This window comes from Mycolicibacterium austroafricanum (genome assembly GCF_902705885.1).
GTDB classification, from domain to species: Bacteria; Actinomycetota; Actinomycetes; order Mycobacteriales; family Mycobacteriaceae; genus Mycobacterium; species Mycobacterium vanbaalenii_A.
On record NZ_CACSIP010000012.1, the window covers coordinates 80155 to 97248 of the forward strand.

The 17094-nt window shown below is 68.5% G+C and carries 21 protein-coding genes; 14 read left to right on the plus strand and 7 right to left on the minus strand.

Annotated elements, in window-relative coordinates:
- Positions 1–29: 29 nt before the first annotated feature.
- Positions 30–698 (plus strand): hypothetical protein, encoded by a 669-nt coding sequence (locus BEMPMBAN_RS09075; RefSeq protein ID WP_159230314.1) that lies wholly within the window; start codon positions 30–32, stop codon positions 696–698.
- Here BEMPMBAN_RS09075 and BEMPMBAN_RS09080 read toward each other — a convergent pair.
- The 3 genes from BEMPMBAN_RS09080 to BEMPMBAN_RS09090 are packed head-to-tail and all read right to left on the minus strand — an operon-like array spanning position 643 to position 4174.
- Positions 643–849: a ferredoxin gene (locus tag BEMPMBAN_RS09080; RefSeq protein ID WP_159230313.1), complete on the minus strand. Its 207-nt coding sequence runs from the start codon at positions 847–849 to the stop codon at positions 643–645. The two genes, BEMPMBAN_RS09075 and BEMPMBAN_RS09080, sit on opposite strands and share 56 nt — an antisense overlap.
- Positions 850–856: 7 nt before the next feature.
- A complete protein-coding gene (locus BEMPMBAN_RS09085; RefSeq protein ID WP_159230038.1) occupies positions 857–2080 on the minus strand; it encodes a cytochrome P450 in 1224 nt (407 codons plus the stop codon).
- Positions 2081–2089: 9 nt separating this feature from the next.
- Positions 2090–4174, minus strand: coding sequence for an MMPL family transporter (locus tag BEMPMBAN_RS09090; protein WP_159230039.1), 2085 nt, complete (start codon positions 4172–4174; stop codon positions 2090–2092).
- Positions 4175–4236: 62 nt separating this feature from the next.
- On the opposite strand from BEMPMBAN_RS09090, the gene BEMPMBAN_RS09095 reads away from it, so the two are divergent.
- From BEMPMBAN_RS09095 to BEMPMBAN_RS09120, 6 genes are read left to right on the plus strand one after another with little or no spacing between them, the layout of a single operon-like run.
- On the plus strand, positions 4237–4767 hold the full coding sequence (locus BEMPMBAN_RS09095) for a MarR family winged helix-turn-helix transcriptional regulator (RefSeq protein WP_159230040.1): 531 nt from the start codon (positions 4237–4239) through the stop codon (positions 4765–4767).
- Entirely contained in the window at positions 4764–6002 is a 1239-nt protein-coding gene (gene purT, locus BEMPMBAN_RS09100) for a formate-dependent phosphoribosylglycinamide formyltransferase (protein WP_159230041.1), read from the plus strand. Before BEMPMBAN_RS09095 ends, purT begins: the two co-directional genes overlap by 4 nt.
- A 4-nt stretch (positions 6003–6006) precedes the next feature.
- Entirely contained in the window at positions 6007–6453 is a 447-nt protein-coding gene (locus BEMPMBAN_RS09105; RefSeq protein ID WP_159230042.1) for an Rv0361 family membrane protein, read from the plus strand.
- Positions 6454–6472: 19 nt separating this feature from the next.
- A complete protein-coding gene (locus BEMPMBAN_RS09110; protein WP_159230043.1) occupies positions 6473–6886 on the plus strand; it encodes a rhodanese-like domain-containing protein in 414 nt (137 codons plus the stop codon).
- Positions 6883–8103, plus strand: a complete 1221-nt coding sequence (locus BEMPMBAN_RS09115) for an O-succinylhomoserine sulfhydrylase (protein ID WP_159230044.1) — start codon at positions 6883–6885, stop codon at positions 8101–8103. The genes BEMPMBAN_RS09110 and BEMPMBAN_RS09115 overlap by 4 nt, the downstream gene beginning before the upstream one ends.
- Positions 8104–8508: a hypothetical protein gene (locus BEMPMBAN_RS09120; protein WP_159230045.1), complete on the plus strand. Its 405-nt coding sequence runs from the start codon at positions 8104–8106 to the stop codon at positions 8506–8508.
- Here the strand turns inward: BEMPMBAN_RS09120 and BEMPMBAN_RS09125 are convergent.
- The 3 genes from BEMPMBAN_RS09125 to BEMPMBAN_RS09135 are packed head-to-tail and all read right to left on the minus strand — an operon-like array spanning position 8472 to position 10798.
- On the minus strand, positions 8472–9368 hold the full coding sequence (locus tag BEMPMBAN_RS09125) for an SDR family oxidoreductase (RefSeq protein ID WP_159230046.1): 897 nt from the start codon (positions 9366–9368) through the stop codon (positions 8472–8474). The two genes, BEMPMBAN_RS09120 and BEMPMBAN_RS09125, sit on opposite strands and share 37 nt — an antisense overlap.
- Before the next feature lie 55 nt (positions 9369–9423).
- The gene (locus tag BEMPMBAN_RS09130; RefSeq protein ID WP_234897378.1) at positions 9424–10101 is read right to left on the minus strand and encodes a maleylpyruvate isomerase N-terminal domain-containing protein; all 678 of its coding nucleotides are present in this window, start codon (positions 10099–10101) and stop codon (positions 9424–9426) included.
- Positions 10079–10798 carry a DUF899 domain-containing protein gene (locus BEMPMBAN_RS09135; protein WP_159230047.1) on the minus strand — a complete coding sequence of 240 codons (720 nt, stop codon included), beginning with the start codon at positions 10796–10798 and terminating at the stop codon, positions 10079–10081. Before BEMPMBAN_RS09135 ends, BEMPMBAN_RS09130 begins: the two co-directional genes overlap by 23 nt.
- 86 nt (positions 10799–10884) lie before the next feature.
- On the opposite strand from BEMPMBAN_RS09135, the gene BEMPMBAN_RS09140 reads away from it, so the two are divergent.
- The 5 genes from BEMPMBAN_RS09140 (at position 10885) to BEMPMBAN_RS09160 (ending at position 14262) form a co-directional block, all read left to right on the plus strand.
- Entirely contained in the window at positions 10885–11217 is a 333-nt protein-coding gene (locus tag BEMPMBAN_RS09140) for an ArsR/SmtB family transcription factor (protein ID WP_159230048.1), read from the plus strand.
- Positions 11214–11651, plus strand: coding sequence for an SRPBCC family protein (locus tag BEMPMBAN_RS09145; RefSeq protein WP_159230049.1), 438 nt, complete (start codon positions 11214–11216; stop codon positions 11649–11651). The genes BEMPMBAN_RS09140 and BEMPMBAN_RS09145 overlap by 4 nt, the downstream gene beginning before the upstream one ends.
- A gap of 45 nt (positions 11652–11696) precedes the next feature.
- Positions 11697–13406: an HNH endonuclease signature motif containing protein gene (locus tag BEMPMBAN_RS09150; RefSeq protein WP_159230050.1), complete on the plus strand. Its 1710-nt coding sequence runs from the start codon at positions 11697–11699 to the stop codon at positions 13404–13406.
- Between the two features lie 51 nt (positions 13407–13457).
- Entirely contained in the window at positions 13458–13961 is a 504-nt protein-coding gene (locus BEMPMBAN_RS09155; RefSeq protein ID WP_159230051.1) for a GNAT family N-acetyltransferase, read from the plus strand.
- Positions 13962–13971: 10 nt separating this feature from the next.
- Positions 13972–14262 carry a hypothetical protein gene (locus BEMPMBAN_RS09160; protein ID WP_159230052.1) on the plus strand — a complete coding sequence of 97 codons (291 nt, stop codon included), beginning with the start codon at positions 13972–13974 and terminating at the stop codon, positions 14260–14262.
- Positions 14263–14290: 28 nt separating this feature from the next.
- Here the strand turns inward: BEMPMBAN_RS09160 and BEMPMBAN_RS09165 are convergent, their stop codons facing one another.
- Positions 14291–15025 (minus strand): MBL fold metallo-hydrolase, encoded by a 735-nt coding sequence (locus tag BEMPMBAN_RS09165; protein WP_159230053.1) that lies wholly within the window; start codon positions 15023–15025, stop codon positions 14291–14293.
- Between the two features lie 23 nt (positions 15026–15048).
- On the opposite strand from BEMPMBAN_RS09165, the gene fgd reads away from it, so the two are divergent.
- On the plus strand, positions 15049–16059 hold the full coding sequence (gene fgd / locus BEMPMBAN_RS09170) for a glucose-6-phosphate dehydrogenase (coenzyme-F420) (RefSeq protein WP_159230054.1): 1011 nt from the start codon (positions 15049–15051) through the stop codon (positions 16057–16059).
- A gap of 21 nt (positions 16060–16080) precedes the next feature.
- Positions 16081–17058 (plus strand): endonuclease/exonuclease/phosphatase family protein, encoded by a 978-nt coding sequence (locus BEMPMBAN_RS09175; protein WP_159230055.1) that lies wholly within the window; start codon positions 16081–16083, stop codon positions 17056–17058.
- Positions 17059–17094: the final 36 nt, after the last annotated feature.

The window sequence follows — 17094 nt, forward strand, 5'->3', positions numbered from 1 at the left end:
CGGCCGCCGCGGCATGCCACGATGAGGCGGTGACGCATCCGGTCGACCGCCACCTCCGCCGCCTCACGACACCGCGGGCCGCGGCATTCGCCGGCGTGCTGTTCGCGCTACTGTTCGGGACGGTGCTGGTGTTGACCCGCACCGCACTGCCCGAGGGGGCAGAACTGGGCTCGCAGTGGGTCGACGGTTCCGGCGGGCAACTGCGAGTCGCCGTGGTGCTGATGCCTTTCGCGGGCATCGCGTTCCTGTGGTTCATCGGGGTGGTTCGTGACGGCCTCGGCGTGCTGGAGGACAAGTTCTTCACCACGGTGCTCGTCGGCAGCGGTCTGCTGTTCCTGGCGATGATCTTCGCGGCCACGGCAGTGGGGGCGGGCCTGCTCGCCAGCAAGGAGTCGCTCGCGGACGCAGACAGCCGCACCGAGGTCGCGGCTTTCGGCCAGGGGCTGCTCGTCGCGCTGTCCAACACCTACGCGCTGCGGATGGCCGCGGTGTTCATGATGTCGCTGGCCACCATCTGGTTGCGCACGCATCTGATGCCGGGCTGGTTGGTGATCGTGACGTACCTTGTCGCGCTGTCTGTTCTGATAGCCAGTGACGTCAGCTTGTGGATGACGATGGCGTTCCCGATATGGGTGCTGGTGGTCAGCCTGGTGCTGGTGGTTCGGCGATCGCCAGAGCACTCGACGGGCACAGCTTGACGGCCTCCCGGGTGCGCTCGACTTCGTCCGGCGGTACCTCGTCGACGAGCACCACCACGATGCCGTCGTCGTCCTGATCGAAGACGGCGCCGGCGACCATCACGCAGTTGCCGGCCTGGATGCACAACTCGCGGTCGGCGAGGACTCGCACCGGTCCGTCACTCATTCCAGTTCACCTCCAACGACTTCAGACCGTAGATGAAGTGGAACGACCGGAACTGCACATCCTCGAAATCCTCGGCGAGCGAGAGCGTGGGGAAGCGCTGCAGCAGCGCCGGGAAGGCGATCTGCATCTCCATCCGGGCCAGTGAAGCGCCCAGGCAGTGGTGCACACCGTGACCGAAAGCCAGGTGACCGAGCGCCCCGCGGCTGATGTCGAGGGTGTCGGGGTCGTCGATGAAGCGCCCGTCGCGGTTGGCCAGCGGCAGCGAGGCGAACACCAGCTGTCCGGCGGGGATCGACACCCCTGAGATCTGGACCTCGGTGGTGGTGATCCGTGGAATGGCGGAATGCAGGATCGACAGCCAGCGCAGCAGTTCCTCGACTGCGGGCGCCACCGCGGCCGGATCGTCGCGGACCGCTGCCAGCTGTGCAGGGTGACGCAGCAGGGCCAGGGTGCCCAGTCCGAGCATGTTCGACGTCGTCTCGTGGCCGGCGAGCAGCAGAAGGCTTGCGACGCCGATCAGTTCGTCGTCGGTGAGGTCGTCACCGTGCTCGCGGATCAGCATCCCGAGGATGTCGTCACCGGGGTGGGTTCTGGCCGTGTCGACCAACGAGCCCATGTAGTCCCTGCCCTGACGCTGCAGCTCGATGCGCTCGTCGACCGGAACGGACAGGTCGAGCTGGCGGGCGCTTCGCTGCTGGAAGTCGTCGCGGTCTGCGTAGGGCACGCCGAGTAGCTCGCAGATCACCAGCGACGGGATCGGCAGCGCGAAGTGTTCCACCAGATCGGCCGGCGGACCGGCAGCCGCCATGGCATCCAGTTGGCGGTCGACGATCTCGAGGATCCGCGGCTGCAGGCGCTTGATCCGCCGAATCGTGAACTCCGGGGTGAGCATCCGGCGCAGCCGCTGATGTTCGGGCGGATCGAGGCCCAGCAGGTTGCCCGCCCTGGCACGGGCCTGATCCTCCTCGGAGACGGCCGGCGCCCCCGGCACGACGAAGCCGGGCGGGCGGGCGTTGGAGAAGCGTGCGTGATCCGACAGCACGGTCTTCACGTCCTCGTGGCGGGTGACGAGGTAGACCTGCATCCCGAACGCGTTGGTGACAGTCCGCACGCCCGTGGTGTCGCGGATATCGCGCAGTTCCGGCGTCGGATCGAAGGCCTCGCGGCGCATATGCAGTGGCGGCGGCTCGGCGTCGGCGGTGCGGGCCTGACTCATCTGTCGACGCTACCCGCTGGCCGCCCCGGCGCGGTGTCGGCCGACGTGGCGGCCCTCGTCGGACTTGTCGCCCCCACCCTGGAGTGCGGGCCACCAGATCCGTGGCCCGATGAGGGTGAACAGCGCCGGGATGATCACGGTGCGCACCACGAACGTGTCCAGCAGGATGCCCAGCCCGACGATGATGCCGACCTGGGTGAGCACGATCAGCGGCAGCACGCCCAACACGCAGAACACCGCGGCCAGCACGATGCCCGCGCTGGTGATGACGACACCGGTGGCCGACACCGCCCTGACGATGCCGTCGCGGGTGCCGTGCTCGGGGGTCTCCTCCCGCGCGCGGGTCACCAGGAAGATCGTGTAATCCACGCCGAGCGCCACCAGGAACAGGAACGCGAACAGCGGTGCGGTGTTGTCCAGCGCCGGGAACCCGAACACGTGCACACTGGCCCAGCCGCCGAGTCCCAGCGCGGCCAACGCGCTCAACACCGTGACCGCGACCAGGACCAGCGGCGCCAGCGCCGAGCGCAGCAACACGTACAGCACGAGCAGGACAACGGTGAGAATGGCGGGTATGACCACGGCGCGGTCGCGTCCCGCCGCTGCGGCAGCGTCGCGCGCCTTGGCGTCGGATCCGCCGACGACTGCGTCGGCGTCCACCTGCTGAACCGAATCCCGCAGTGCCTCAATCGTGTCGAAGGCCTCGTCGGAGGCCGGTTCGGCGTCGAGAACCACCGACCACTGGCTCAACCCGGCGCCGGGTGCGGTCCCCGCCGGCCGGACCGATACGACGCCGGGTGTGCCGTCGATGGCGCGTTGCACGTCCGGGGCGCGGTCAGTCGGTGCGATGACGACGGCAGGGTCGGTGAGGCCGCTCGGGAAGTGCGCCGCCAGCGTGTCGTAACCGCTGACCGATTCGGCCTGCACGCGGAACTGTTCGGTCTGGGACAGGCCGATCGGGGTGCTGAGCAGCCCGGTGCACAGCAACGCCAGGGCGCCGATCGAGACCGCCGCCACCCGGGCGGGCCGCCGCGCGACCGCCGAGGCCACCCGGTGCCAGACGCCGCTATCCGTGAGGGCCCTGGCCCCTACCTGGGGGATGAACGGCCAGAACAGTCTGCGGCCGAACAGACCCAGCAGCGGAGGCAGCACCAGCAGCACGAACACCGCCGCGACCACCAGACCCGACGCGGCCTGCACCCCGAGGCTGCGGGTGCTCGGCGACTCGGCGAACACCAGGGTCAGCAGGGCCAGCACCACGGTCGCGTTGCTGGCGAGGATGGCGGGTCCGGCGCGCCGCACGGCTGTCTGCAGGGCGTCCTGATGGGCGTCGTTGCGGCCCAGTTCTTCTCGGTACCGCGAGATCAGCAGCAGCGCGTAGTTGGTGCCCGCGCCGAACACCAGAACGCTGGTGATCCCCGACGTCGACCCGTCCGGTGTCATCCCCATCGCCTCGGCGACCGCGGCGCCGACGACGGCGGCGACCCGGTCGGCGAACCCGATGACCAACAGCGGCACCAGCCACAGCACCGGCGAGCGGTAGGTGATGATCAGTAGCAGCGCCACCACCGTCGCGGTGACGATCAGCAGCGTGACGTTCGCGCCGGAGAAAGAGTCGGCGATGTCCGCGCCGAACGCCGGACCCCCGGTGACCTCGGCACGCAGGTCGCCGGGCAACTCCTCAGAAGCCGCGGTGCGCAGTTCGGTGACCGTGTCGCTGAGCGCGAACCCGGACAGGTCCGCCTGCAGCGGAACCGTCGCCACCGCCGCCCGGCGGTCGTCGGAGACCTGCACGGGCGGGCCGGCGTCACCGGCGTCGGCGGCGGCGAGCATCCGCTGGCGCGACAGATCGGCGGCATCGATATCGGCGGGGGTCAGCGCGGCGCCGTCGTCGCGGCTGATCACCAGGATCACCGGGGCCCGGTCGCCGCCGGGGAACTCGGCGCGCAGGGCGTCGGCACGCGCCGACTCCGCGCCCGGTGGTACCGCCACCGGTGACTGTTCGGCGGAGTCACCGCCGCTCAACAGCCCCATCAGCGCCACCGACACGGCGATGACGACGAGTGCGAGTGCCCAGGACAGCCGACGAGCCATGGAACCGAATATTTCAGATAATTAACAATTAAGCAATCGAAGATTCTGACTAAGCTGGATCCGTGCAAGATGTGGATCGCGAGGGGCTGGAGGCGCAGATCGCCGCCGATGTGCGTGCGCTGACCGCCGAATCCGACCAGATCGGGCACAACTTCGCCGGCCGGCACGCGATGACGGCCAACGACTTCCGCGCGCTGCTGCATGTGATCGTCGCCGAGACGGCCGGAGAACCGTTGACGGCCGGTGAGCTCAGGAAGCGGATGGGTGTGTCGGGTGCCGCGATCACCTATCTCGTCGAACGGATGATCACCTCCGGCCACCTGCTGCGGGATTCCGACCCCACGGATCGCCGGAAGGTGATGCTGCGGGTCGCCGACCAGGGCATGGAGGTCGCGCGCGAGTTCTTCGCCCCGCTGGCCGACCACACCCGGCGCGCCCTGGCCGACGTCCCCGACGGTGACCTCGCCGCCGCGCACCGCGTGTTCGGCGCGCTCGTCGAGGCGATGGGCGCGTTCCGTGGGCAACTCGACAACCCCGTTGCGCATGGCGTGACTCATCCGGCCGAAGGTTCTGGCAGGGTGGTTGGTCGATGAATGACACGACGGACGGCGACTCGGTGAGCGCGCAGACGGCTTCGCCCGCACCCGGTTCGGCATCGGTGATGCTGCTCGGTGCCGGCGAGCGCAGTCGCGAGCTGACATTGGCATTCCAGCGTCTCGGTGCCGAGGTGATCGCCGTGGACCGCTACGCCGACGCGCCCGCCCACACGGTGGCCGACCGGACCGCCGTGGTGCGGATGACCGACGCCGAGGAGCTCACGGCACTGATCGACGAGGAGAAGCCGGGCTACGTCGTGGTCGACGCCAGTGCGGTCGCGACGGACGCGCTGTTCGCCCTCGCCGAGCGGGGCGACGTCGAAGTGTTCCCGACCCCGCGCAGCACCCGGTTGTCTCTCGACGGTGAAGGTCTGCGGCGGCTCGCGGCCGACGAACTGGGCCTGCCCACCGCCCCTTTCTGGTTCGCCGGCTCTGTCGAGGAACTCACCGCCGTCGCGCAGCACGCCGGCTTCCCCTTGGTGGTCAAGCCGGTCGCCGCCGCTCCGGGCGAGGGGGAGTCAGTGCTGCTGCGGCCCGAGGACGTCGAGCCCGCATGGCGCCGAGCCGTGGCCGGCGGCCGCTTGAGCCTGCAGCGCGTCATGGCCGAGACGGTGGTCGATGTCGACTTCGAGGTCACATTGCTCACGGTGCGCACCACTGGCCCCGCCGGGCCGGTGGTGCACTTCTGCGAGCCGATCGGCCACCACCAGCCTGGTGACGGGCACACCCTCGAAGCGTGGCAGCCGCAGCAGCTTTCGCTGGCTGCCCTGGACGCCGCGAAGTCGATCGCCGCCCGGATCGTGAACTCGCTGGGGGGCCGCGGCGTGTTCAGCGTGGAGTTGTTGGTACGCGGGGACGAGGTCTACTTCTCCAACGTCCGGCCCCGGCCGGACGACAGCGGGCTGGTGACGTTGCGCTCCCAGCGGCTCTCCGAGTTCGAGTTGCACGCCCGCGCCATCCTCGGTCTGCCCGTCGACACGATCATGATCTCGCCCGGCGCGATCCAGATGGAGTATGCATCCAGCGAGGCGCAACGCCCCGAGGACGCCGCACAGTTGCGTTCTGTGCTGGCGGACGCGTTGGCCGTGGCCGAGAGTGACGTGCGGCTGTTCGGTCACGCCGACGAGACGGTCCGCCGCTGGCTCTGGCTGTCCACCGCCACCGCTCCGGACCCGATCGTGGCCCGCGACCGGGCGCGCCGGGTGGCGGCGGCACTGGGCAGGCTGCGGTGACGGAGTGACCGAACCGTCGGACTCGTCGTCGGAGGGCGGCACCGCCGGCCCGTTCCTCGGAGCGTTGGTGATCATCGTCGCCGTGGTGATCGCGGTGTGGCTGTTCAACGTGTTCTCCGGCGACGACCTCACCGACGAGCAGCAGATCGGCTTTGCCGTGGTCGCGCAGAACGATGCGTTGCAGCGGCAGGACTATGCCGACTTCCGTGCCTACACCTGCGCTCAGGAGCAGGGAACGGAAGCGGAAGTGATGGACGAACAACGGGATTCGGCCGGCAAGCGAGGCGAGCGCTTCGTCGAAGGGACCGGCGGCGTGGTGATCGACGGTGACCGGGCCACCGCCGACATCACCTACTACTTCGACAACGACCCCGACGCCAAGGAGACGGTCGAGATCGCCTTCGTGCGCCAGGACGGGCTGTGGAAGGTCTGTTCGACCGGTCCCGGTTAGCTGTGGGACACTCACGACCGTGAGTTACGCGGGAGACATCACGCCTGACGAGGCCTGGAAGCTGCTGAGCGAGAACCCCGAAACAGTCCTGGTCGACTGTCGGACGGAGGCCGAGTGGCGCTTCGTCGGCGTGGCCGACCTCTCCAGCCTCGATCGTGATGTCGTCTACGTCGAGTGGAATCGCACCGACGGCACCCACAACGACGCGTTCGTCGACGACCTGCTGGGCGCGGGCGTCACCCCGGGGGACCGCCCGGTGGTCTTCCTGTGCCGCTCGGGCAACCGCTCCATCCCCGCCGCCGAGGCGGCGACGGCGGCCGGGATCGGCCCGTCCTACAACATGCTGGACGGCTTCGAGGGCAACCTCGACGAGCAGAAACATCGCGGCGGCACGGGCTGGCGCGCTCTCGGGCTGCCCTGGAGACAGTCGTGAGCGACGACCCTTCCGTGCCCTCGGTTCGGGTGCCGACCCCGCTGCCCGACGGCGTCAGCCAGGCCACCATCGGCGTCCGCGGTGGGCTGCTGAGGTCGGGCTTCGAGGAAACCTCCGAGGCGATGTATCTGACGTCGGGGTATGTCTACAAGACGGCCGCCGATGCGGAGAAGGCGTTCACCGGGGAGATCGACCGCTACGTCTACTCGCGCTACGGCAACCCGACGATCTCGATGTTCGAGGAACGGTTGCGGCTGATCGAAGGTGCGCCCGCCTGTTTCGCGACGTCGTCCGGGATGTCGGCGGTGTTCACATCACTGGGCGCGTTGTTGGGTGCCGGTGACCGGTTGGTCGCCGCGCGCAGCCTGTTCGGGTCGTGCTTCGTAGTCTGCAACGAGATCCTCCCGCGCTGGGGGGTGGAGACGGTGCTGGTCGACGGTGACGACCTGTCCCAGTGGGAAGAGGCACTCTCGGTCCCCACCCAGGCGGTCTTCTTCGAGACGCCGTCGAACCCGATGCAGCAGCTGGTCGACATCGCCGCGGTGTGCGAGATGGCACACGCCGCCGGTGCAAAAGTGGTGCTGGACAATGTCTTTGCCACCCCGATCCTGCAACAGGGCTTTCCGCTCGGCGTCGACGTCGTCGTCTACTCCGGCACCAAGCACATCGACGGCCAGGGCCGGGTGCTGGGCGGGGCCATCTTGGGCAGCAAGGAGTACATCGACGAGCCGGTGCAGAAGCTGATGCGCCACACCGGCCCGGCGCTGAGCCCGTTCAACGCGTGGACGTTGCTGAAGGGTCTGGAGACGCTGGCCTTGCGGGTGCAGCACCAGAATTCGTCGGCGCACCGGATCGCCGAATTCCTCGAGGCCCACCCGTCGGTGAGCTGGGTGAAGTATCCGTTCCTGGAGTCGCATCCGCAGTACGACCTGGCCAAGCGTCAGATGACCGGCGGCGGCACGGTGGTGACGTTCGAGCTCGAGGGCGCCAGCAAGGCACGTGCCTTCGAGGTGCTGGACAAGTTGCAGGTCATCGACATCTCCAACAACCTGGGCGACTCCAAATCGCTGATTACCCATCCGGCCACCACAACCCACCGGGCGATGGGTCCGGAGGGACGTTCCGCGATCGGGCTCGGCGACGGCGTGGTGCGGGTCTCGGTCGGGTTGGAAGGGACCGAGGATCTGATGGCCGACCTGGACCGGGCGCTGAGCTGAGTGTCCCGAAAGTCCGACGCGAAGAAGGCGCGACGCCGGAAGCGCCAGGCGGCCCGCGCCCTGGCATTCTCACCCGACGATGTGCAGGAACGCGTCGCCGAAGTGGTCGCCGATCTCGAGGGCTTCGATGCGCAGCTCACCGAGCGCGGTTGGGTCTTCAGCGAGGACACCGACGACGACACGGGGGTGCTCTGGTTCTGGCCCCCGTCGTACGCCGAGGTGGCCGATCCCGACATGGCCACTGCGACGGTCGTCGCGCTCATCGAAGCCGAGGGCGGCGACATCGCCCATGTGGTGTTCGTGGGGGCCGACGAGGACTACCAGTTCGGGCTCGACGAAATCTTCGAGCACATCGAGGTCATCGAGTCCTACCGGGCCGGCGAGCCGCTTCCGGTGTTCGACTGAGCCTGCTTCGGCCCTTCGACCACACCCTGCGCGGCCCGCGCACGCTGTTCGTAGCCCTGCCGCTTCGTGTTGTCGAACTCCAGGAACACGTTGTCCAGTCCGAGTTTCCGATTCATCCAGCGACGCCCGCGCGGGCCCAGCATCTGGGCGGCCTGCGCGGTGAAGCGCAGGAACGGCGGCACCGAGACGTGGGTCTTCGGCTTGTCGAGGGTCTTCACGATGGCCGCCGCGATGTCCTCAGGCTCTACGGGTTTGGTGCCCGGCGTCTCCCGCGTTCCCGAGATCAGCTCGGTGTTCGTGAACGGCGGCATCACCACCGACACGTGCACGCCGTGTGGCGCCATCTCGTCGGCCAGCGCCGCGGACAGCCCGACCACGCCGAACTTGGCACCGACGTAGACGACCTGGCCGGGAACCGGGATCACCCCTGACAGCGAGGCGATGTTGATGATGTGGCCCCGCCTGCGGCTGACCATGTCGGGAAGCACCAATTGGCATCCGGCGATCACGCCGTAGAGGTTGACCTCGATCGAGGAGCGGATCGACCCCTCGGACTGCTCCAGGAACGGGCCGATCGGCATCACGCCGGCGTTGTTGATCAGCACGTCGATGTGGCCGCCACCGTCGGTACGGGCCTTGTCGAGGAACGTTGCGAACGACTCCCGGTCCGTCACGTCGAGTGGGTAGCCCGAGACCGACCCGAGCTTGGTCAGCTGGGCCACCGCGGACTCCTGAAGCGCCACGTCGCGGTCACCGATGACGACGCGAGCACCCCGCTTGAGCAGTGCTGTCGCGGTCGCATACCCGATGCCCCGGGCCGCGCCGGTGATGGCGATGGTCTTGCCCTGGATGTTGTCCATGCGGCCAAACTTTACACATGTCAAGTTTTTGGCAAAAGTCCCCTCGGAAGTCCCCTCATTCGACGACGTCGCCCGTCGCCGGGCCGAACAGGAACAGGTGGTCGAGAACCGGCGCCGGGTCGCTCGACCAGGCCATCGCAGCCAGCTGAGCGCGACTTCGGCGCCCCGTCCGCCACCGCAGTGCCTCGAACCGCGTGGTCTGCAGTCGGATCTCGGTCCCGTCGACCGGACCGCTGCGGTACTCGCCGTCTTCCACGACGATCCGCAGTGGTACCGGCGGGCGCAATAGCGTGAGCAGGCGGTCGGCGGTCCAGCGCACCGACTCGGCATCCCGCGCCCCCGGTTCTCCGATCGCGCTGCGGATGTCGTGTTCGTGGCATGCGATATCACCGAGCGGCGGTTCCAGGCCGGTGCTCTCGGCCAGTTCCCGGAGCCGAGCAGTGGCGGAGGCCCAGATCATCAGGATCTCGGCCTCGTCGCACCCGCTGAAGCGGGCGACGTGCTCGGCCGTCTGTTCGTCCGTCGGCGCGCCGGACAGTCGTCCGTCCGCCCAATCCTGGGCGACCGCGGTCATGTGTGAAACCACGTCGCGCACCGACCAACCTGGGCACGCCGGGACCTGGCCCTCCCAGGTGGCGGGCGGCGCGTCGGTCAGCAGGCGGGCGATCCGCATCTGGGTGTCCTGGTAGACATCGGCGATCTCTGATGCCTCACGAAGCGGCACAGTGACCACACTCCCGCTGCTCGCCGTAGGTGTCGTGCCAGCTCCACCACTCGTAGGGCGCGGACTGCGGGTATCCCGGCGGCGAGTCCTCCCAGCTTTCCTGTCGTCCCAGGGCGGTCATGTCGAGGAAGTTGACCGTGTTGACGAACGCCTCGTCGCCGCGGTTGTTGATGAAGTACGTGCGGAACACCCGGTCCTCGCCGTCGACCTGCCAGCGGATGAATGCGTTGGTGCCGTGCCACTTGTCGACGTCGAAGTCGACGTCGAAAGCGCTGCCTTCATCGGGAAGCATTGTGTACCAGGGGATGTCCCAGCCCATGCGCTCCTTGATCAGCGCCAGGTCCGACTGTGACCCGCGGGAGGTGTAGACCAGGGTGGTGTCCCGGGCGTTGAGATGGGCGAGGTTGCCGATGTGGTCGGCCATCAAAGAGCAACCGACACATCCGTGTTCAGGCCACCCGTCCACGTCGGGATCCATGAATGCGCGGTAGACGATCAGTTGTCGACGCCCGTCGAACAGGTCGAGCAGGCTCACGGTGCCGCCGGGGCCGTCGAAGCGGTAGTCCTTGTCGACCGGTGTCCAGGGCATCCGCCGCCGCATGGCGGCGAGCGCATCGCGGGCCCGGGTGAACTCTTTCTCCTTGGCCAGCATGTTCTCGAGCGCTGACTCCCACTGCTGCCGGGACACGATCTCGGGTGCCTTCATGGGGTTTCCCTCCGTCCGGATATTAAACGAATTCGTTGAGCATTCTGGACTCCAGAAGAACATGCATGGGCGCTATAGTCAACAGAATGGTTGAAGATCCGCTGCTGGACCGTGCGTACGCCGCATTGGCCGATCCCACCCGCCGGTGGCTGCTGGAGACGTTGCGCCAGGGTGATGCGCGGATCACCGATCTGGCTGCGCCACTTCCGATGACGTTCGCGGGGGTGTCACGACACGTCGGCGTGCTGGAGTCGGCCGGCCTTGTCCGGCGCGAGGTGCGCGGCCGCGAGCACTGGTTGTCCGCGCGACCGGACGGTCTCAAGTCCGCGCAGCGGTGGATCGATGAGCAGACGGACTTCTGGTCCACCCGCGCGGACGCACTGTCGGCGCGGCTGCGCAAGAAGGGGCGTGGCCGGTGACCAGCCCGCCCGTGGTCCGTGTGCAACGGGTGATGCCCGCCAGGCCCGAGGAGGTCTTCGATGAATGGCTGGACCCGGAAGCGTTGGCGGACTGGATGTGTCCGCGCCCGGTCAGGTGTGTCGCGATCACCGTCGAACCCCATGTCGGTGGCCGTGTCCGGTTCGACGTCGACGACTCGGGATCGCTGGTGCTGATCACCGGGCAGTTCCTCGACATCGATCGGCCGCGGTTGTTGCGCTTCACCTGGAGTCACTCGGGGTGGACGGATCCGACGGTGACGAGCATCGTCAGCGTCGCGTTCGAACCCGCCGGCGAGGATCAGACGCTGATGTCGATCGAACACTCGCTGTTGCCGCCGGAGGCGATCGAGGATCACGACCTCGGGTGGACGGCCACCGCCGATCAGCTGATGGCACTGCTGCCGCGGCGGTGATTTGTCTGCAGCTTCCCGTCGGTGGACCCACCTATACTCGAACACATGTTCGACGACTCGCTTCCTGGCCCAGACGGGCTCAGCGGTCTCAGCGATGCTGCGCTGGCCCAGGCCGCTGCGGGCTGGGCGGGCGCAGCGGCGGCGGCCGAGGCGCGGAAGCTGGCGGTGATCGCCGAGGTCGAACGCCGCGCCCGTTGCGCTGCGCAGCATCCGAACTGGGTCGTCGACGACATCGACGCCGCCGCTGCCGGGCTGTCGTGCGCCCTGACGATCAGCCACGGCCGAGCGTTGGGCCAGATCGGGGTGGCGGTCACGCTGCGTGACCGCCTCCCGAAGGTCGGGGCCCGGTTCCTGGCCGGGCACATCAGTGCGGCGATGATCTCCACGATCGCCTGGCGCACCCACCTGGTGTGCGATCCGGTCGCGTTGGCCCGCATCGACACCGCAATCGCCGACCGCGCCCCGGCCTGGGGCCCGCTGTCGCAGAACAAATTGGAAAAAGCCATCGACTTCTGGGTCGAGCGTGACGACCCCGATGCGGTACGCCGGGTCCGCAATGCAGTGCGCGGCCGCGACTTCGTCATCGGGGACCGTGACGACGCCACCGGCACCGTGAGCGTGCACGGGCGACTCTCGGCGTCCGACGCGGCGCTGCTCGAGCGGCGCCTGAGCGCCATGCTCGCCACGGTGTGTGACGACGACCCACGCACCCTGGCCCAACGCCGCGCCGATATTGTCGGCGCGATCGCCGCCCACGCCACCGCGCTGGGGTGCCGATGTGACAACCCCGAGTGCGGCGCCGACACCGTTGACAGCCGAGCCCGCAACGTGACTATCCACGTCTTCACCGACAAAGAAAGCCTCGACGACAGTGTCGACCCGAAACTGCACGGGCCTGGCGTCGACGCCCCACCCAGAACCGAACCCGCGGCCGCGAGGCCCACTGAACCGGCAGCCGCGAAGTCCACGGAACCGGCAGCCGCGAAGTCCACGGAACCGGCAGCCGCGAGGTCCACGGAACCCGCGGCCGCGAAACCGGTTCGGCGGCGGCGCTCCGCGGCATTGATCCCCGGGGCCAAAGGTGCGATCGTGCCCCCGGCACTGTTGGCCGACCTGATCGCCCACGGTGCCAGAATCCGCTACGTCGCCGTTCCCGGCCCCTGTCCGGAGGACCGCTACCGCCCCTCGACCGCGCTGCAGGACTTCGTCCGCACCCGCGACCTGNCCTGCCGATTCCCCGGCTGCGACCGACCTGCAACGTACGCCGACATCGACCACACTCAGCCCTGGCCCAGCGGGCCCACCCACCCCACCAACCTCAAGTGCTACTGCCGTCTGCACCACCTGATCAAAACCTTCTGGGTCGGCTGGAGCGATGCCCAACACCCCGACGGCACCGTGGTGATCACCACCCCGTCGGGCCTGACTTACACCACCAAGCCGTTCGCGAAACTGCTTTTCCCCCAATGGAACACCACCACCCCACCACCTCCCGACCAACCAGCGTCCGACCCACCAGCAGCACCCCCACCGGCCCGACCCGGCCGGCACCTGATGATGCCCAGCCGCCGCCGCACCCGCGACGAATCCCGCACCGCCCGGATCGCCGCCGAACGGAAACTCAACGCCGCCGAACGCTCGCGGGAAAGCGCATCGACCGCACCGACCCCACCGCCGGGCCATCGAGACCCCGACTACCAGTTCCACCCCGCAGACCACATCCCCGACTACGGCGACGACCCGCCACCCTTCTGAGGGAGTGCGCCGTGGAATGCGGCGTGACGGCATGCGTTAGACATGGGGGTGATGTCCAAGCCTGCCGTGGGTGCCCTGCGCTTCGTAGCGGTCACCCAGGATGATCCGCTCGCCGCGCCGCTGATCGACGAGCTCGCGGTCGAATACGCCGACCGGTACGGGGGAGCCCGGGACAAGGTCCACGCGTGGTTGCGTGGGTATCCCAGCGCGGAGTTCGAGGCGCCCGGCGGCGGTCTGCTGATCGGTCTGCTCGACGGTCAACCCGTCACGGGCGGGGCGTTCCGCAGATTCGACGTGACGACCGCCGAGCTCAAACGCATCTGGACCGACAGCCGCCACCGTCGCCGCGGGCACGCCCGGGCCCTGGTGGCCCGCCTGGAAGACGAGATCGCCGCGCGGGGCTATTCGCAGATCTACCTCACAACCGGCGATCGGCAACCCGAAGCCGAGGCGCTGTACCTGTCGATGGGGTACACGAGACTGGCAGAGCCGCTGCCCGCAGAGGGCGAGGTCTACCCGATCGCTTTCACCAAGGCGCTGCCGCTCGACCTATAGGCTTGCCTGTGTGTCGGAGTCGACCATCGGTTGGTTGTTGCTTGCCGCTGCCGCAATGACATTCGTGTTCGGCGGGCTGTCCCGAGTGTTCATCGGCCGCCGCCGTGACACCAAGTGGGTCCGCCGACTCGTGCACGTGTTCCGCCGCACCGGCGTCGCTCGGGTGCTGTTCGGCCGCTTCGAGGAAGACGTGCTCGACGACGACGAACTCGACACGATGATCCTGATGCCCGCCATCGTGATCGCCTGCGGCCTGACGCTGACGGCGGTCTTCCTGCTCGGCTACGACACGCTGGCCTGATTCACGGCTCCGCCGTGGGAAGCCTGATTCACGCCTGAAGCGCCTTTTCAGCCGCCTCGCGGACCGGGCCCCGCCACACCGGCCCGTGACCAGGTAACAGCACCTCGGCATCAAGTGTGGCCAGCGCGGTCAGGCTCCTGCGGCAGCTCTGCTCGTCATGGTTGAACACGGACGGCAGCAGCTGCGGTCCCGGCCGCGGCGCGACCGGGTGATCGGTGACGAGAGCGTCGCCGCTGATCACCACCCCGTCCACCACGTAGGAGCAGTGCCCGCCGGTGTGACCGGGCGTCGGGATCGCCTTCGGCGTCCCGGGCAGTTGCGCAGCGATGTCCTCGGTCAGCGGCGCCGCGGTCGGGATGCCGGCGTGGGTCAGGCCGCCCTTGCGGATGATCGAGACCGACCACTTCAGCCATTTCGGTTGCCAGACGTGCGCGGCGACATCCACCGGGGAGGCTTGCTCGAGGTACTCGCGCTTGGAATGGCCCACCTCGTCCGCGTGGCAGTACACCGGGGTCCCGTGGGTCTCGGCGAACCAGATCGCCGTTCCCAAGTGGTCGACGTGCGCGTGGGTCAGCAGGATCGCACGAACGTCGGGCGCGCCGAACCCCAGCCGGCCCAGTGAGTCGAGGACATCCGCGCGGTTGCCGGGGAAGCCCGCGTCGATCAGCAGCACACCGCCGTCGCCGGTGACGAGCGTCCAGTTGACGAGGCCGGTCTGGGCGAAGTGGACGCGGTCGGTGATGGCTGTCAGAACCGGTGGCATGCGGCGAGTGTAGAAACATAGGTATGGCTGAACTGAAACTGGGCTACAAGGCGTCGGCGGAGCAGTTCGCGCCGCGTGAACTCGTCGAACTGGCCGTCGCGGCCGAAGAACACGGCATGGACAGCGCGACGGTCAGTGATCACTTCCAGCCCTGGCGTCACGAAGGCGGTCACGCACCGTTCTCGCTCGCCTGGATGACCGCCGTCGGGGAGCGCACCCAGCGGCTCGTCCTCGGCACGTCGGTTCTGACCCCGACCTTCCGCTACAACCCCGCCGTCATCGCCCAGGCCTTCGCCACCATGGCGTGCCTCTACCCGAACCGGATCTTCCTCGGTGTGGGCACCGGTGAGGCCCTCAACGAGATCGCCACCGGATACGAGGGCGAGTGGCCCGAGTTCAAGGAACGCTTCGCCCGGCTGCGGGAGTCGGTCAAGCTGATGCGCGAGCTGTGGCTCGGTGACCGCGTCGACTTCGACGGTGAGTACTACAAGACCAAGGGCGCGTCGATCTACGACGTCCCCGAGGGCGGCGTGCCTGTCTACATCGCGGCCGGCGGACCCGTCGTCGCCAAGTACGCGGGCCGCGCAGGCGACGGCTTCATCTGCACCTCCGGCAAAGGTGAGGAGCTGTACAAGGACAAGCTCATCCCCGCCGTGCAGGAGGGCGCCGAGAAGGCCGACCGCAACTCCGAGGACATCGACCGGATGATCGAGATCAAGATCTCCTACGACACCGACCCCGAGCTGGCGTTGGAGAACACCCGGTTCTGGGCGCCGCTGTCGCTGACCGCCGAACAGAAGCACAGCATCGACGACCCGATGGAGATGGAGAAGGCCGCCGACGAGCTGCCCATCGAGCAGGTGGCCAAGCGCTGGATCGTCGCCTCCGACCCGGACGAGGCCGTCGAGAAGGTCAAGGACTACGTCGGCTGGGGACTCAACCACCTCGTCTTCCACGCACCCGGTCACGACCAGCGGCGCTTCCTGGAACTGTTCCAGCGTGACCTGGAACCGAGGCTGCGACGCCTGGCCTGACACCGCGAACCGGGCGAGTTCATGCGGATTCTCGCGTCGGTACTGGGTCTGCTGTCGCTGGCGGTCGCGCTGGCGGCGTACGGAGCTCGCTACCTGCCGATCTCCGGCCACCCCACCCTGATCGCCGCCGCGGTGGCGCCCTACCTGGTGCTCTCCGCGCCGGTGGCGGTGCTGCTTCTCGCTCTGGGTAGACGCTGGTTACTCACCGTGGTGGCGTTGGCGGTGACGGCGGCGCTGGTCTGGGTGTACGTACCGCGTTTCCACAGCCCGCCCGTCGACGCTTCCCGGGCAACGGCTTCGGTGCAGGTACGGGTGTTGACTGCCAATCTCGGTATGGGACAGGCCGATCCGCCGGCTCTGGTGACGCTGGCCCGCGACACCGCCGACATCGTGGCCGTCCAGGAGATGACCCCGGAAGCTGCCGACGGGCTCGTAGCCGCCGGGATGGACGCGGCGTTCCCGCACCGGATCGTCCTGCCCGCACCCCTGGCGTCCGGCATCGGCATCTGGAGTCGCCACCCGATCGTCGACTCAGGCCGGATCGACGGTTACGCCCTGCCGATGTTGGGCGCCCGGATCCGGATCCCCGGGGTGGTGGTCGACACCACTGTGCTGTCCGTTCACCTGGCAGCGCCGTGGCCGCAGCCGATCGGGCAATGGCTGCAGGACATCGCGCAGCTGCCCGACACGCTGCGGGAGGTGGGGCAGGCCGCCGGCGCAGGCGCGGTGATCGTCGCCGGTGACTTCAACGCCACCACGGACATGGCTCCGTTCCGGCGGCTGCTGGGCCAGGGATACGCGGACGGCGGCGCGCAGGCCGGAGCCGGGCTGGCCCGCACCTACCCAGGAGACGGCAAATGGCCGCCACTGCTGGGGATCGACCACGTCCTGGTGAAGAACGCCGCGGCGGTGTCGGCCACAACGGTGGTGGTACGGGGATCGGACCACCGCGGGCTGCTCGCCACGCTGCGGGTGCCGGTGGACATGACAAGCAGTTGACGGCAGGCTTTGACACGTGCCCGATGCGCCGAGCTC